This window comes from Bradyrhizobium sp. UFLA01-814 (genome assembly GCF_046718885.1).
GTDB lineage: Bacteria > Pseudomonadota > Alphaproteobacteria > Rhizobiales > Xanthobacteraceae > Bradyrhizobium > Bradyrhizobium elkanii.
This window is the reverse complement of sequence record NZ_JAQOSR010000192.1, coordinates 1-15,009: the sequence shown is the minus strand read 5'-3', so window position 1 is coordinate 15,009 and position 15,009 is coordinate 1. Positions and strand designations below refer to the sequence as shown.

At 64.3% G+C, this 15,009-nt stretch carries 12 protein-coding genes; 7 read left to right on the top strand and 5 right to left on the bottom strand.

Going from position 1 to position 15,009, the window contains the following annotated elements; translation table 11 throughout:
- On the bottom strand, positions 1–702 hold a 702-nt coding region (locus PMN64_RS36860), incomplete at its 3' end, for an AraC family transcriptional regulator (RefSeq protein ID WP_411784293.1).
- A gap of 230 nt (positions 703–932) precedes the next feature.
- On the opposite strand from PMN64_RS36860, the gene PMN64_RS36855 reads away from it, so the two are divergent.
- Both PMN64_RS36855 and PMN64_RS36850 read left to right on the top strand, forming a co-directional pair.
- On the top strand, positions 933–2,429 hold the full coding sequence (locus PMN64_RS36855; RefSeq protein ID WP_411784292.1) for a caspase domain-containing protein: 1,497 nt from the start codon (positions 933–935) through the stop codon (positions 2,427–2,429).
- A gap of 72 nt (positions 2,430–2,501) precedes the next feature.
- Positions 2,502–3,746, top strand: a complete 1,245-nt coding sequence (locus PMN64_RS36850; protein ID WP_411784291.1) for an FAD-dependent oxidoreductase — start codon at positions 2,502–2,504, stop codon at positions 3,744–3,746.
- 36 nt (positions 3,747–3,782) lie between these two features.
- Here the strand turns inward: PMN64_RS36850 and PMN64_RS36845 are convergent, their stop codons facing one another.
- The 4 genes from PMN64_RS36845 to PMN64_RS36830 form a co-directional block, all read right to left on the bottom strand.
- Positions 3,783–4,553: an SDR family NAD(P)-dependent oxidoreductase gene (locus tag PMN64_RS36845; RefSeq protein ID WP_411784290.1), complete on the bottom strand. Its 771-nt coding sequence runs from the start codon at positions 4,551–4,553 to the stop codon at positions 3,783–3,785.
- Between the two features lie 197 nt (positions 4,554–4,750).
- Positions 4,751–5,542: an outer membrane protein gene (locus tag PMN64_RS36840; RefSeq protein WP_411784289.1), complete on the bottom strand. Its 792-nt coding sequence runs from the start codon at positions 5,540–5,542 to the stop codon at positions 4,751–4,753.
- Positions 5,543–5,770: 228 nt separating this feature from the next.
- Entirely contained in the window at positions 5,771–7,831 is a 2,061-nt protein-coding gene (parE, locus tag PMN64_RS36835; protein WP_411784288.1) for a DNA topoisomerase IV subunit B, read from the bottom strand.
- A 126-nt stretch (positions 7,832–7,957) separates the two neighbouring features.
- A complete protein-coding gene (locus PMN64_RS36830; RefSeq protein ID WP_411784294.1) occupies positions 7,958–8,308 on the bottom strand; it encodes a hypothetical protein in 351 nt (116 codons plus the stop codon).
- A 207-nt stretch (positions 8,309–8,515) separates the two neighbouring features.
- Here PMN64_RS36830 and PMN64_RS36825 point away from each other — a divergent pair, with 207 nt between their 5' ends.
- The 5 genes from PMN64_RS36825 to argC form a co-directional block, all read left to right on the top strand.
- Positions 8,516–9,046, top strand: coding sequence for a DedA family protein (locus PMN64_RS36825; RefSeq protein ID WP_028332199.1), 531 nt, complete (start codon positions 8,516–8,518; stop codon positions 9,044–9,046).
- A gap of 141 nt (positions 9,047–9,187) precedes the next feature.
- Positions 9,188–11,839 carry a DUF3857 domain-containing protein gene (locus PMN64_RS36820; protein WP_411784287.1) on the top strand — a complete coding sequence of 884 codons (2,652 nt, stop codon included), beginning with the start codon at positions 9,188–9,190 and terminating at the stop codon, positions 11,837–11,839.
- Positions 11,840–12,057: 218 nt separating this feature from the next.
- The gene (locus PMN64_RS36815) at positions 12,058–13,047 is read left to right on the top strand and encodes an MBL fold metallo-hydrolase (RefSeq protein WP_411784286.1); all 990 of its coding nucleotides are present in this window, start codon (positions 12,058–12,060) and stop codon (positions 13,045–13,047) included.
- A gap of 341 nt (positions 13,048–13,388) precedes the next feature.
- Entirely contained in the window at positions 13,389–14,063 is a 675-nt protein-coding gene (locus PMN64_RS36810; RefSeq protein WP_411784285.1) for an FMN-binding negative transcriptional regulator, read from the top strand.
- Positions 14,060–15,009: N-acetyl-gamma-glutamyl-phosphate reductase (gene argC, locus PMN64_RS36805; RefSeq protein WP_411784284.1), on the top strand; the 950-nt coding region annotated here is incomplete at its 3' end. The genes PMN64_RS36810 and argC, both read left to right, overlap by 4 nt.

The window sequence follows — 15,009 nt, the reverse complement described above, 5'->3', positions numbered from 1 at the left end:
GGTTGGCGACAGCGCCGCACGCGCCAGATGGCGCCGGATCAGGCGGCGGGCCAGCGACAAATGGGCGGTTCGCAAGGCCTGCTGCGCGAGCCGGCTCTTCGGCCGCATGATGCCGCGCTCGATCAGCGCGATATGGGCCAGCGCCTGCACCATTGGAGCCGTGCCAGCCGCCCCGGCATCGTTGCTTTCGATGAGGTCGCGGAAGCATGATTCCAGCAGGGTCCGCAGCGCGGTCTCATCCTGCATGGGCCTGGGGACGAGTTCGCCGAGCTCGGCGCCCGGCGGGACGATGTTCGTCACCGGGACCTTGATGATGCGCAGGTGGAAGCCGTCGTCGTGCAGGGGGACAGTGCGATAGGGCAGGTCCGAATAGCTGGTCGCGAACATGCCGTCGCGAACGGCGAATTCATCGAGCCGCGCACCGCCGAACCAGCCGCCGCCGCCAAGCTGCTGGTAGATGCACAGGCTGTCGCTGGCCGCGTCGGCGATGTCACCCGTGCGCCGCTCGACGCGATACGGCGAGGCGCGCAACTCGACCAGCCCGGCATCGCCGAGCTTGCGCAGCGAGAACTCGCCGAAGAAGTCGCGGCGCCGGTCGGCTTCCAGCTCGGCGGTGACGCCGAACAGCCCCTTGGCGCGGACCTCGCGCCAATAGTCGAAGCGATCCTTGGGATCGACTTGATCAGTAGACCATGTGTGCACGGAAAAGCCGTTGCGACGTGCGGAGAGCTCGAGCCGGATGGAGCCACAAATCTATCACGCGGGCCGTAAAAAGAAACTTGACCTAAGACGGATCGGCCCCCTCATTTCGGCCTGGCGTGGCCGGCCGGAACGGCCGCCCGCGGTCGGCCTTGAACCGGCCAAACGGCTGCTCCGACTATTAGGCGGCGGTCGTACGGGCGGCGTACTTGTCGTGCAGGCGGGAAAACGGGATGAAGAGTTGGCTTTCGAGAGTTTCGGCGATCCTTTGGGCAGTTGCATTTGTCGCATCGGCCGCGCCCGCCCAGGCCGAAAAGCGCGTCGCGCTGGTGATCGGCAACAATGACTACAGGAACGTGCCCAGGCTGCAGAAGGCGGTCAACGACGCCCGCACCATGGGCGACACGCTGAAGCAGCTCGGCTTCAGCGTCATGGTGGCCGAGAACCTCAACCGGCAGGCGTTCTCCGAGACGCTGCTCGCGTTCGACCGCGCCGTGGAACCCGGCGATACCGCGTTCTTCTTCTATGCCGGCCACGGCTTCGAGATCGCCGGCCAGAATTTCCTGCTGCCGACCGACGTCCCGGCCGCCACCGAAGGGCAGGAGGAATTGGTACGCGACGCCTCTGTTCTCGCCGACCGCATCGTCGAGCGCTTGCAGAACAAGAAGGCGCGGACCTCGATCCTGGTGTTCGACGCCTGCCGCAACAATCCGTTCGAGCGCGCCGGCACACGCGCCGTCGCCGGCGGCGGTGGCCTCGCGCCAATGACGCAGCTGCCGGAGGGCGTGTTCTCGGTGTTTTCGGCGGGGCCGCGCCAGACCGCGCTCGACCGTCTTTCGAACGACGACGCCAATCCCAATTCGGTGTTCACGCGGACCTTCGCCAAGGAGCTGCTGCAGCCCGGCGAGAATCTCGTGCAGGTCGCGCAGCGCACGCGGCGCCTGGTCAGCGAGATGGCCGAGACCGTGAAGCACAAGCAGATCCCGGTCTATTTCGACCAGATGGTCGACGACGTCTTCCTGAACGGGATCGCCAAGGGGCAGGCCGAGGCGGCCAAGCCGTCCGCGCCGCCGCAGCAGGTGGCCGCGCTGCCGCCGGTCGCGGTGCCGAAGCTGCCGAAGGAGGATTCGATCAACGCGCCGATCGCGAGCTTCTCGCGGCACAATGGCGGCTGGACCGTGGTGTTCTCGATCGCCGATCCGACGCTCGGGATTTCCTGGCGGATCGGCGACAGCGGCGATTTCCGCGAAACCGGTTTCATCGACACGCTCGATCCGCGCACGCGCAAGCGGATGCCCAATCCGTCGGTCGAGCTGCCGGCCGATGCGCCGGCCGCGACGATCGAGATTCGCTATGTCGATACGCAAGGTATGATGCAGGGGCCGTTCCCGATCAAGTTCGATCCCGACGCCGCGCTGATCCGCGACCAGCGCAAGATTCTCGACATGACCGCGACCAGCTGGCTGTCATTCCGCGAGTTCAACGGGCTGCTGGTCTACTATACGCACCTGATGTCGTATCGCTGCGCGATCCGCGAGGTGCGCATCGGCATCGACACCGCGGTGCCGGACATGGTCCTGAAGATGCCACCCTGCAATTCGCGCGATCCCAGCGCGATCCCGTCCGACGCGCAGCCCTATCTGAAGCTTGCGCCGCAGACCAAGGCGGTCTCGGTCGAGCTGACCTATCGCGACGGCAGCGTGTCCGAAATCAAGACCTTCAGGCGTTAGCCTTGCATCCTTGCCGCCGGATCCGCGTTACAATCGGGTCCTGAAGGGCGAGGCAGCGGTGAGGACGGCATCATGGATGCAGGCAATCCGGCAGGGCCGAACACGCGTCAGATCAGGGTCCGCTGCTGCGTGGTCGGCGGCGGGCCGGCCGGCATGATGCTTGGCTATCTGCTCGGACGCGCCGGGGTCGATGTCGTGGTGCTGGAGAAGCACGCCGACTTCTTCCGCGATTTCCGCGGCGACACCGTGCATCCGTCGACCCTGCAGGTGATGGACGAACTCGGCCTGATCGACGGCTTCCTGAAGCTGCCGCATCAGGACATTCAGACGCTCGACGGCATGTTCGGCGGCGCCTCGGTGCGGATCGCCGACCTCCGTCGCCTCAGCGTCAAATATCCCTTCATCGCGATGATGCCGCAGTGGGACTTCCTCAATTTCCTCCGCGAGAGCGGCAGGCGCTTCCCTTCGCTGAAGGTGCTGATGAAGGCCGAGGCGACCGATCTGATCCGGCGCGGCGACGCTGTTGCGGGCGTGCTTGCAAACACGCCCGATGGCCCGGTTGAGATCGAGGCGGATCTCACCATCGGCTGCGACGGACGTCATTCGATCGTGCGCGAGCGCGCCGGCCTCGACGTCGAGGAGATCGGCGCGCCGATGGACGTTTTGTGGTTTCGCGCCGGGCGGCGTCCGGATGAAACCGAGAATTTGTTCGCCCGCGTCGAGCACGGCAAGATGATGGTGACGTTCGATCGCGGCGACTACTGGCAATGCGCCTATGTGATCGCCAAGGGCCAATACGAGGCCGTGAAGGCGAGGGGATTGCCGGCGCTGCTCGACGACGTGCTGCGGCTGGCACCGATCCTCAAGGCCGGCATTGCCGACGTGAAGAGCTTTGACGACGTCAAGCTGCTCACGGTGGCGATCAATCGCCTGACGCGCTGGACCCGTCCCGGCCTGCTCTGCATCGGCGACGCCGCGCATGCGATGTCGCCGATCGGCGGCGTCGGCGTCAACCTCGCGGTGCAGGATGCGGTCGCGACCGCCAACATCCTGGCGGCGAAGCTCGTTCACGGCGTGCCGTCGGAAGACGAACTCGATGCGGTGCGGCGTCGCCGCGAATTCCCGGTGCGCGTGACGCAGCGCATGCAGGTGATTGCGCAGAACAACATCATCAGCGCGGCGCTGAAGGCCGGCGATCAGCCGGTGCCGTTGCCGCTGCGGTTGATCACGGCAATGCCCTGGCTGCAGGGTCTCACCGCACGTCTGGTCGCCATCGGGGTGCGGCCGGAGCACGTGCATTCGCCGGCCGCGGGCTGAAACGCGCGTCGCGCGACGGGAAGAGAGCTCGTGTTCTCAGGCCATCACCGAATAGCCGCCGTCGACGGGGATCGCGGTGCCGGTGACGAAGTCCGACGCCGGCGAGGCCAGGAACACGGCGATGCCTGCGAAGTCGTCGATCGCGCCCCAGCGTGCCGCCGGCGTGCGCGCAAGCACGCGCTCGTGCAGCCCGGCCACCTGCTGGCGCGCGCCCTTGGTCAGGTCGGTGTCGATCCAGCCGGGCAGGATGGCGTTGACCTGGATGTTGTCGGGAGCCCAGGCGTTGGCGCAGGCGCGGGTGTACTGCACGATGCCGCCCTTGCTCGCGGCATAGGCCGCGGCGAAGCTCGCACCGAAGATCGACATCATCGAGCCGATATTGATGATCTTGCCGTGGCCCGACGCCTTGAGCGCCGGATAGGCCGCCTTCGAGCACAGGAACGCGCTGGTGAGGTTGGTGTCGATCACCTTGCTCCACTCCTCGAGCTCGAGCTCGTGCGGAGGCTTGCGAATGCTCATGCCGGCGTTGTTGACGAGGATGTCGATCCGGCCGAGCTCGCGAACGACCCGTTCGACCATGGCCGCGACGGCGGCCTTGTCGGTCACGTCGGTTGCCACCGCGATCGCCTTGGCGCCGCGCTCGCCGAGATCCTCGACGGCGGCCTTCGACTTCGCCTCGTTGCGGCCGACCACGGCAACCGCCGCGCCGGCGTCCGCCAGGCCGCGTGCCATGCCAAGCCCGATGCCGCCATTGCCGCCGGTGACGATGGCGACCCGGCCCGAGAGATCAAACTGTCCGTTTTTCATTGTTGTTGTCCGCTGAGGTTTGAACCGGGAGCGAGAGTGCCCGATCGTCACCGCGCTGACCAGATCAGCCACAGCCGGTCCGCCCTGCGCCGGCGGGCCTGCGCGTGGGGCGATTCCCGGGACGTTCGGGCAACAAAAAAGCCCCGGACGATGCCGGGGCTTTTGCTCTGCTATCTCAGCAGGGATCAGTACGCAGCTCAGTACTTGGCAACAACCGGGCCGGTCCAGTTGAAGCGGTAGACCAGCGAGGTGCTGATGGTCTGCACGAACGGCTTGAAGGTGATGTCGCGGCCGTTCGAGATGTTGGTGCCGTCGGCCAGCTCGGAGATGTTCTTGTTGTCGTAGTAAGCGGCGCGATATTCGGTCTTCATGAACCAGCCCGGCGCGGTGATGCCGAAGATGTTCAGGTTGTTCTCGACGCCGCCGCCGACGAACCAGCCGCTGCGATCGAAGCCGTTGGTGTGCAGGCCCGAGGGAAGAGCGGACGCGGTGTTGAACAGCGTAGTGCCCTTCCAGTGCGAGCTGGAGTAACCGGCGTTGACGTAGGACAGAACGTTCGGGGCGATCAGATAGCCGAGGCGCGCACCAGCAGCCCAGCTGTAGTCGTTCTTGATGTTGCCGGCGACGAACGGACCCTGATCCTGGATCGTGCCCTTCAGGCTGCCGAACTGACCGTCGGCGAACACGCCGATGACCCAGCTGTTGGCGGTCTGCCAGTCGTAACCGGCACCGACGGTGCCGAACCAGCCATCGCCGCCCTGGCGCTGGTTGAAGCCGAGGATCGGAGCGCCCGTGACGGTCGACTGGACGCCGGTGTCAGCATCCCAGACGCCGCCGCCGCCACCGCCGAAGATGTAGAAGCCGGTCCAGCTCGGAGCGACCGGGAGCGGGGCAGGAGCCTTGGTGTAGGGGCGGGCGGCCAGGTCGGCAGCCGACGCCGAGGCCGTCATCGCAGCAACCGCGGTCAGAGCGAGCAAAATCTTCTTCATATCCAAATCCTCGACTTAGCGTTCGATCAGGTCGCTCAGGGGAGTGCGCTGGCACCGATTCCCGAAACTCATGGTTGGACTATACGTGGTTCCACCGGAAATGCTGTTGCTGGTGGGACACAACCGGCCGAAAACGAAGCCGCCGGGGGCTCTCCGAACAGGCAAATGGCAACGGCCGCCCCCAATCTGGAGGCGGCCGGAAACTCATTTCAGATCAAACGGTTGGGCCTAGACGTCGAGCAGGTCGTCGCTGGCGAATTCGGCCTTGTCGGAGATGAAGGCAAAGCGGGCTTCGGCCTTGGTTCCCATCAGCCGTTCGACCGAGTCGGCGGTGCCCTCGCGATCGTCGGCCAGCAGCACCACGCGCAGCAGCGTGCGCTTGGCCGGATCCATCGTGGTCTCCTTCAGCTGCGCCGGCATCATCTCGCCGAGGCCTTTGAAGCGATTCACCTCGACCTTGGCATTGGCATTGAATTCGCTCTTCAGCAGCTCATCCTTGTGCGCGTCGTCGCGGGCGTAGATCGACTTGGTGCCGTGCTTCAGCTTGTAGAGCGGCGGAACCGCCAGATAGAGATGCCCTTCGTCGATCAGCCGCGGCATCTGCCGGTAGAAGAAGGTGATCAGGAGCGATGCGATGTGCGCGCCGTCGACGTCGGCGTCGGTCATGATGATGATGCGCTGGTAGCGCAGATCCTCTTCGCGGTAATGCGCGAGCGTGCCGCAGCCGATCGCCTGCACGAGGTCGGAGAGCTGCGCGTTGGCGGTCAGCTTGTCCTTGCCGGCAGAGGCGACGTTGAGGATCTTGCCGCGCAGCGGCAGCACGGCCTGCGTCTTGCGGTCGCGCGCCTGCTTGGCGCTGCCGCCGGCCGAGTCACCTTCAACGATGAAGAGCTCAGAACCTTCGGTACCGGCATCGGAGCAATCGGCGAGCTTGCCGGGCAGGCGCAGCTTCTTGCCGGCGGTCTTGCGCGCGGTTTCCTTTTCCTGGCGGCGGCGCAGCCGCTCCTCGGCGCGATCGATCACGAAATCGAGCAGCCGGTTGGCCTGGTTGGGATTGCCTGACAGCCAGTGGTCGAACGGGTCCTTCATGGCCTGTTCGACGATCCGCTGCGCTTCGGCGGTGGCGAGGCGGTCTTTCGTTTGGCCCTGGAATTCAGGCTCGCGCACGAACACCGAGAGCATGACGGCCGCGCCCACCATCACGTCTTCCGAGGTGATGGAGGCCGCACGCTTACCCTGGCCCGCGCGTTCGGCGTGGTCCTTCAGGCCGCGCAGCAAAGCGCTGCGCAGGCCGGATTCATGCGTACCGCCGTCGGGTGTCGGCACCGTGTTGGTGTAGGACGACAGGAAGCCGTCGGCATCGGCCGTCCAGGCCACCGCCCATTCGCAGGCGCCATGCGCGCCGCTGCGGCCGGATTTGCCGGAGAAGATATCCTGATGCACCAGCGTGTCGGCGTGGATCGCAGCGGCCAGATAATCCTTCAGCCCGCCGGGGAAGTGGAATTTAGCTTCCGCCGGGACGTCTTCGACGCCCTTCAACAGTTCCTGGTCGCAGTGCCAGCGAATCTCGACGCCGCCGAACAGATAGGCCTTCGAGCGCGTCATCTTGAACAGGCGTTGCGGCTTGAACGCCGCCTTGCCGCCGAAGATGTCGGTGTCCGGCTTGAAGCGGATGCGCGTGCCGCGGCGGTTGTTGACCTTGCCGAGATCTTCGAGCTTGCCCTTGGGATGGCCGCGCTCGAAGGTCATGCGGTGCAACTGCCCGCTGCGCGCAACCTCGACCTCGAGTCGCGAGGAGAGGGCGTTGACCACGGAGACACCGACGCCGTGCAGGCCGCCCGAGGTCTCATAGACCTTGGAGTCGAACTTGCCGCCCGAATGCAGCGTGCACATGATGACTTCGAGCGCCGACTTCTTCGGGAATTTCGGATGTGGGTCGACCGGAATGCCGCGGCCATTGTCGGTCACGGTCAGAAAGCCGTCGGCGGTCAGCTCCACGTCGATGAAGGTGGCGTGGCCGGCCAAGGCCTCATCCATGCAGTTGTCGATCACCTCGGCGAACAGGTGGTGCAGGGCCTTCTCGTCGGTGCCGCCGATATACATGCCGGGGCGCCGGCGGACCGGTTCCAGACCCTCCAGCACCTCGATGTCAGCCGCCGTATAGCCGGCTTCCGCGCCTCCAGCGGATCGCGAAGCAGCCTTCGCCGGGGCGCGTCCCTTCGGCTCCGGGGCTTCGAACAGATCGTCGGCAGATTTGCTTTTGGCGTTCGATTTCAATGATTTGGCCATGGTTCTTCAAGTGGCGCGCCGGTCACGGCGCGGCGAATCGGTTGCTCTGACTATGCCACGGATGGGCTGCCTATGGGGACGGCCGCGCCCTGGAGCCCGGCCATCCCCATAGATAGGAGACCGCGATTACGCCTTCGAGGTACGGAACACAACGACCGTGAACAGGGCCATGGCGGCGAGCACCAGCAGTGACCCGACGATCGGCGCGGCCTCTAACGAAGGACCCTTGAGGAGCACCACGGCCACTCCGGCCGGGAACAGGACGCCGCCGACGATATGCAGCCAGCCCTGGATCTTGGCGAGTGGCATGCTGCCCGCTTCCGGCACCAGCCGGTAGTAGAGGCCGAACAGGAACAGCAGCACGCCGCCGACCAGATTGAGATGCGCATGCGCCGGTCCCAACGTGAAGTCGTGCTGGATACCCATGGCGATGCCCGCGAGCATTCCGAACAGCAGGACGAGAACGCTCACGCACATCATCAGCGATCCAATCATCCGGTATTTCCTTTTTCTTGTGAGGGAGATGCCAGCCCGCCCGGACCTCAGGGGCCTTACGGGAAATCACGATCGATCCCCGCCTTTGTGACTTGATGTCACGCAATCGGCTGGCTTACCTGTTCTTAGGCTGCGTGCCGCTAGAAAGGTTCATTCGAGGTTCAACGGAGCGGGAAGGCACACGACGAGATGGAAGACCTTGCGCGGGCCCTGGCCGAATTCGTGCGCCATCACCAGGCCTGGGCCGCTCCGATCGTCATGCTGCTGGCGTTCGCTGAATCGCTCGCCTTCATTTCATTGCTGGTTCCGGCCTGGGGTGCGCTGGTCGCGATCGGCGCCCTGATCGGCGTCAGCGGGATCAGCTTCTGGCCGATCTGGATCGCGGGCGGCGTTGGTGCCGCGCTCGGCGACTGGGTCTCCTACTGGTTCGGCTATCGCTACAAGGAGCAGGTCGCGCAGATGTGGCCGCTGTCGCGCTACCCGGAGATCCTGCCGCGCGGCGAGGCCTTCGTGAAGAGCTGGGGCGTGCCCAGCATCTTCATCGGCCGCTTCTTCGGTCCACTGCGCGCCTCGGTGCCGCTCGCGGCCGGCATTTTCGAGATGTCGTACTGGCAATTCCAGATTGCCAATTTCGTCTCCGCGCTGGTCTGGTCGGCGGCATTGCTGCTGTTCGGCGACGTCATTGCGCATGCCATCGAGTGGGTGTGGCGGGTGGTGTAACGCCGACAGTCGGCGACATCGGACGGGTGCCCACACGCTAAAAGAGAAACCTAAAACTTTTTCTATCCCGGCGAGGCGACGGTAATCTCGCGGTGCTAGCTCAACAGCCGACGTTTCGGTCGTCGTCGGGCTTGCATCACCATGATTGCGCGCATCTGTCTCCTCTTCGCTTTATTGCTACTGACGCCGTTGAGCTTCGCTGCAGCCGATAAATCGGCTTCAACGACTGCGGACCCGCACCGGGTCTGGATCGATCCGGGCTGGCGGCGGACGATCAGCCGCTATGCGATCACTTTCGACGAGCAGGGCCTGAGCACGACTATCTTCGATTTCGAAGCCCAAGCGCTCGATGAGAAGGGGGCCGAGGCGCTCGCTCGACGAATCTTCCGCTACAACAGCTATTTCTACGACTTGTCATCCAGCGAGCTCGCTACGTTGAAAGCCGACGGCCGGGTCATTGCGGTCGACGAACGCGCAATCCGAGACCAGCCGGACTCGACGGACGGCTCTTCTCCCTATTTTGACGAGCAGCGGCAGCGGTTGGTTGCTTATCCGGACGTCGCTCCCGGCGACAAGGTCAAGGGGCGGTTGATCTACAAGGCGAAGAGAGCCGTGTTTCCCGGTGAATTTGCGGGCTACTGGAGTCAAATGGCGGATCAACCTCGCGAGGTGATGGAGCTCACGCTCGATGCGCCTGCGTCGAAGCCGTTGCATGTCGGGTTGCGCAATGTCGAACATGAAGAGGAGAGGCGAGGCGACCGGATCGTCCATCATGTTCTCTTCAGGCAAGAAACGCCGAGGCCGCGCGAGATGGACGCGGGGACATTCGACGATGCCCGGCGGTTCGAGGTCAGCACCTTCGCGGACTATGCAACTTTTGCGGCGGTGTTGAACGCCCGTAACGCGCCGATGGCGCAGCCTGACGAGAGTTTGGAAAAGCTCTCTGCCGAGATCGTCGGCGACGCCTCGGACGCCCGAAGCAAAGTTGAACGAATTCACAACTGGGTCGCGCGGAATATCCGGTACGTTGGGATCGGGCTCGAGGATGGTGGTTTGACGTCGCAACCCGCATCCGCAGTCCTCGCGGCGCGCTACGGTGACTGCAAGGCGCATGCGGCGATCCTCAAGGCGCTGCTCGCGGTTCAGGGGATCGAAGCCAACCTTGTCGTGGTGAATGCCGGCCTGCAGTACACGCTGACGCAGGTCGCGACGCAGAATTTCGACCACGCGATTGTCTATGTTCCGGCAATCGACCGCTATCTCGACCCGACCTCGTCGCTGGTGGCGTTCGATTCCCTGCCGCCGAACCTCGGCGGCAAACCCGCGCTCAACATCGACAAGGGGACGATCGGCCGTATCCCGGTGACGGCACCGCAGCGCTTCGTGTTGGCTGCGGATACGGAATACACGCTGCACAGCGATGGTACACGTCAGGCGCGCTCGGTGTTGTCCGGTAATGGACTGGGAGCAAGTGTTGGACGATCCGTCGCACTCGGCCTTGACGCGGGGGACCGTCAGAACGGCGCCAGGAAGCTGATCGAGCAGGCGGGGCTGAGCGGTACGGGCGACTACAGCTTCCCGAATCCGCGCGACCTGTCCGACAGCTATGCGATTACCACGAACTTCCAGATCACCAAGCCCGTCGGCCTCAGTCATCTCGAGCGGATCAGGATGCTGCCCCTGACTGACCCGCGCCCCTCGTTGCTGCTGCTCGCCACCAGCGGGCCAACCGACCGGGCCTTTCCGTGCCGCTCGCTGGAATATCGGGAGACCAGTTCGCTCACCGTACCTGAGGGAACCAACTTCTACGAAAAGCCGGCGCCGGTCATCTATAGCAAGAGTTTCAGCGGCAGCACGGCATACGGCGCCGCGACGGGGCGCATCGAGGTCAACGCGACCGCCACGCTAAACGGCCGCACGATTCGCTCCAGCGCGCTGGTGCGGTTCACCGTCGACGCTGCGGTCTGTCCGGCGGAATTTGCTGCGGCGATCAAGGCTGGCTTGGACAAGTTCGCGGAGTTCAAATACGGGCCGATCGGATTGACGCCGAAACCGGTGCCGCTCGTTACGGAAATCAGCGCCGAGTTTACCGATGGCGTGAACGCGTATCAGGCGCAAAACTACGTGCGCGCGATGGCTCTGCTCCGACCGTATGCCGAGCATGGCAACGCCAAAGCTCAATCCTATGTGGGATACATGTACGAAAGCGGCTACAGCGTCGAGCGCAACTATGCCGAAGCGATCCGTTGGTTTCTGATGGCCGCCGAGCAGGGCGATTCCTACAGCCAGGGGAAGCTAGGCTACGCATATGAGTACGGGCTTGGCACCGCGCGTGACGAGAAGGTCGCAGCCCAATGGTACGCCAAGGCAGCCGAGCAGGGCGATGTCTTCGGTCAGACCCACCTCGCGCGCCTCTATCGGGATGGCGCCGGTCTCGCCCAGGACTATCAGCAAGCTGCGACCTGGTTTTCGAAGGCTGCCGATCAGGGCTCGGCTTGGGCGCAGGGGAATCTCGCATTGCTTTACATCAAGGGCCGTGGCTTGCCGCTCGACCTGTCCCGGGGCATCGCGCTGCTTCGGGTTGCCGCCGATCAGAACGACAGTGAGGCCCAGTACAATCTGGGATATGCCTATGAGAGCGGCACGGGTGTTCCGAAGGACATCCAGGAAGCCGCCAAGTGGTACAGCAGGGCGTCCGATCGCGGTAATGCGCTCGCCCGCACGCGCCTCGAGGGATTGCTGGGAGGCGGCGGAATTTTGGGCCACCTGCGCCAACTCTTCGGTGGTCTTTGAGCTCCTGATCTGCCCGACGACCGTGCGCCAGCGCATCCGACCCATCGCCGCGAGAGCCGTTGCCGGCCCGTCGGCCTCGGAATAAGGCCGCGGCGCAGGGGTTAGCCCGGACGATGGCCAAGTCGCGCAACCGTCATCGCGCGGGCATCGAAAGGCTGATACATCCTCGCCTACCAACTGCGAATTTATTGGGCGCCGTTTCACTGGGAGGACAACACATGGAATTGACACGACGTCATGCTCTTGCCGGCGCTGCCGGCATCGCCGCCGCACCGTTGCTATCAGCCGTTCCTGCGGCCGCTGTGGCGCCGCTCGCCGACAAGCAGGCGCCGAGCTTCTATCGCTACAAGGTCGGCGACATCCTCGTCACCGTGGTGTCCGACGGCAAGAACGTCTTCAAGCTGGAAGATTCATTCATCCCGAACGCGAAACGCGACGACGTGAATGCGGCGCTGGAGAAGGCGTTCATGCCGCGCGATCAGATGACGATCTGGTTCGCGCCGCTGGTGCTCAACACCGGCGGCAAGCTGGTGGTGATCGACACCGGCAATGGCGCGCTGGCGAAGGCCAGCACGAAGGGCGCCAATGGCCTGTTCGCCGACAATTTCGTCGCCGCCGGCTTCGATCCCAAGAATGTCGACATGGTCGTGATCTCGCACTTCCACGGCGACCACGTGAACGGCCTCTTGACCGCCGAAGGCACGCCGGCATTCCCGAATGCCGAGGTGCTGGTGCCGGCGACCGAGTGGAAGTTCTGGATGGACGACGGCGAGATGAGCCGGGCGCCGGCCGGCCGCATGCAGGGCCTGTTCAAGAACAACCGCAATATCTTCGAAGCCGGCCTGAAGAAGAAGGTCACGCCCTACGAGTGGGGCAAGGAGATCGCGCCGGGCCTGACCTCGGTCGAGACCGTCGGCCACACGCCGGGCCACACCTCCTACGTGCTGGCCTCCGGCTCGGACAAGGTCTTCATCCAGTCCGACGTCACCAACAATCCGAACCTGTTCGCGACCAACCCCGGCTGGCATGCGTTCTTCGACCAGGACGGCGACGTGGCGGAGAAGACCCGCCGCCGCATCTACGACATGGTGGTTGCCGAGCGGCTCCAGGTGCAGGGCTTCCACTATCCGTTCCCGGGCCTCGGCCATGTGGTGAAGGACGGCAGCGGTTATCGCGTCGTGCCGGCACCGTGGAATCCGGCGATCTAGGTTCGTCATTCCGGGGCGATGCGTAGCATCGAACCCGGAATCTCGCGCCGCAATCTCTGGATTCCCCGATGCGCAATTGCGCATCTGAGGTTCGCGCGCAGGGCGCGCGCCCCGGAATGACAAGCAACATCTTGACGTCAAGGGGGCGCGGCCTTATAGCCGCGCCCATGATCAACGCCGCGACCATCATCATTGCCCGCCGCCGCCGCATTATCGCGGTATGGGCGGTCGCTCGCGTTTAAGACCATCGCCTCTGCCGCCGGACCTGATCCCGCGGCGCTCTCCTGAAAAAGACACGCGGTTCGATCTGGCGGCTCCTTCGTCATGCAGGAGCATCATTCATGTATACGCCACCGCCCTTCAAGCCTGACCGCGCCGCGAGCCTTGCCTTCGCGGAAGCGCGCGGTTTTGGCATCGCCTGCGCGTGGGACGGCGGCAAGCCGATCGCCTCGGCGCTGCCGTTCTACTTGACTTACGCCGTCGACGGCACGCCGCGGGCGCTCTTTCATGTTGCCCGTCACAATCGGCTGATAAAGCTGGCCGGTGGCACGTCCTGGCTGCTGGCCGTTACCGGCGCCGACGCCTATGTTTCGCCGGACTGGTACGTGTCACCCGATCAGGTGCCGACCTGGCTCTATCAGGCGGTGCATCTGACCGGGCCGGTGCGGACGTTGTCGGATGACGAGCTTGCCGTTCAGATCGACGCACTTAGCGCCAAGTTCGAGGACCGGCTGCTGCCGAAAAAACCGTGGGTGTCGGGCAAGATGACCGCCGCGAGGCTGGAAACCATGAAGAAGGCCATCGTGGGCCTCGAGATGATGGTGGAAGAGGTGGAGGGCAGCTTCAAGCTGAACCAGCACAAGTCTGAAACCGATTTCGCAGCGGTCGGCAACACGCTCGCTTTGCAGGCCGAAGCCGGTGCCCGGGACATCGCGGCCTTGATGCGCGAGGTGCGCCCGCAGGCTTTCGCGATGATACAGACCGAGATGACTACGCTTCCGAGGAGCGAGCAATGACGAAGAAGAAAATCGGAATTTTGGGCGCGTCCGGCTACACCGGCGCCGACGCGGTGCGCCTGTTGGCGCGGCACCCGAATGCCGAAATCACCGCGCTTACCGCTAACACCCATGCCGGCAAGACGATGAGCGAGGTGTTTCCTCACTTCTTCATGCTCGACCTGCCAAAACTCGTGGAATGGGAAAAGGTCGACTGGACGCGGCTCGATGCCGTGTTCTGCGGACTGCCGCACGGGACGACGCAAGAGATCATCGCCGCGGTGCTGAAAGCCAATCCCAGAATCAAGATCCTCGATATGTCCGCGGATTTCCGGCTGCGCAACAAAGACAGCTATGCGCAATGGTACGGCCATGAGCACCGGGCGCTCGAATTGCAGGACGAGGCGGTCTATGGGCTGACCGAACTCTACCGGGAGGAGGTCACGGCCGCGCGGCTGGTAGCCTGTCCCGGCTGCTATCCGACGGCGGTGCTGCTGGCGCTTGTTCCGCTGGCGAAGGCAAAGCTGATTGACGTCGACGACATCATCATCGACGCAAAGTCGGGCGTCACCGGCGCCGGACGCGGACTGAAGCAGAACACGCTGTTCAGCGAGGCCGGCGAAGGGTTGTCGCCCTATTCGATCGGAAGCCATCGACACTCGGCGGAGATTGAGCAGGAGATTGGCGCGGCCGCTGGCTCGGCTGTGACGGTGAACTTCACCCCGCATCTCATTCCGATGGCGCGGGGTGAGTTCTGCACATCCTATGTCAAGCTCAACGGGGCTACGCCGGACGATTTGCGCGCCGAGCTGGAAAGGGCCTACGCCAACGAGCCGTTCGTATATGTGACGAAGAAGGGTGTGCTGCCACAGACGCAGAACGTGCGTGGTTCGAATTATGTTCAGATCGGCGTCGTCGCCGACCGGATCAAGAACCGCGCCATCGTGCTCTCGACGCTCGATAATCT

Bases quoted from the DNA above. Each gene is read 5' to 3' on its own strand.
- PMN64_RS36855 (WP_411784292.1), top strand. From the start codon at position 933: ATGAAGAGTTGGCTTTCGAGAGTTTCGGCGATCCTTTGGGCAGTTGCA.
- PMN64_RS36850 (WP_411784291.1), top strand. From the start codon at position 2,502: ATGGATGCAGGCAATCCGGCAGGGCCGAACACGCGTCAGATCAGGGTC.
- PMN64_RS36845 (WP_411784290.1), bottom strand. From the start codon at position 4,553: ATGAAAAACGGACAGTTTGATCTCTCGGGCCGGGTCGCCATCGTCACC.
- PMN64_RS36840 (WP_411784289.1), bottom strand. From the start codon at position 5,542: ATGAAGAAGATTTTGCTCGCTCTGACCGCGGTTGCTGCGATGACGGCC.
- parE (WP_411784288.1), bottom strand. From the start codon at position 7,831: ATGGCCAAATCATTGAAATCGAACGCCAAAAGCAAATCTGCCGACGAT.
- PMN64_RS36830 (WP_411784294.1), bottom strand. From the start codon at position 8,308: ATGTGCGTGAGCGTTCTCGTCCTGCTGTTCGGAATGCTCGCGGGCATC.
- PMN64_RS36825 (WP_028332199.1), top strand. From the start codon at position 8,516: ATGGAAGACCTTGCGCGGGCCCTGGCCGAATTCGTGCGCCATCACCAG.
- PMN64_RS36820 (WP_411784287.1), top strand. From the start codon at position 9,188: ATGATTGCGCGCATCTGTCTCCTCTTCGCTTTATTGCTACTGACGCCG.
- PMN64_RS36815 (WP_411784286.1), top strand. From the start codon at position 12,058: ATGGAATTGACACGACGTCATGCTCTTGCCGGCGCTGCCGGCATCGCC.
- PMN64_RS36810 (WP_411784285.1), top strand. From the start codon at position 13,389: ATGTATACGCCACCGCCCTTCAAGCCTGACCGCGCCGCGAGCCTTGCC.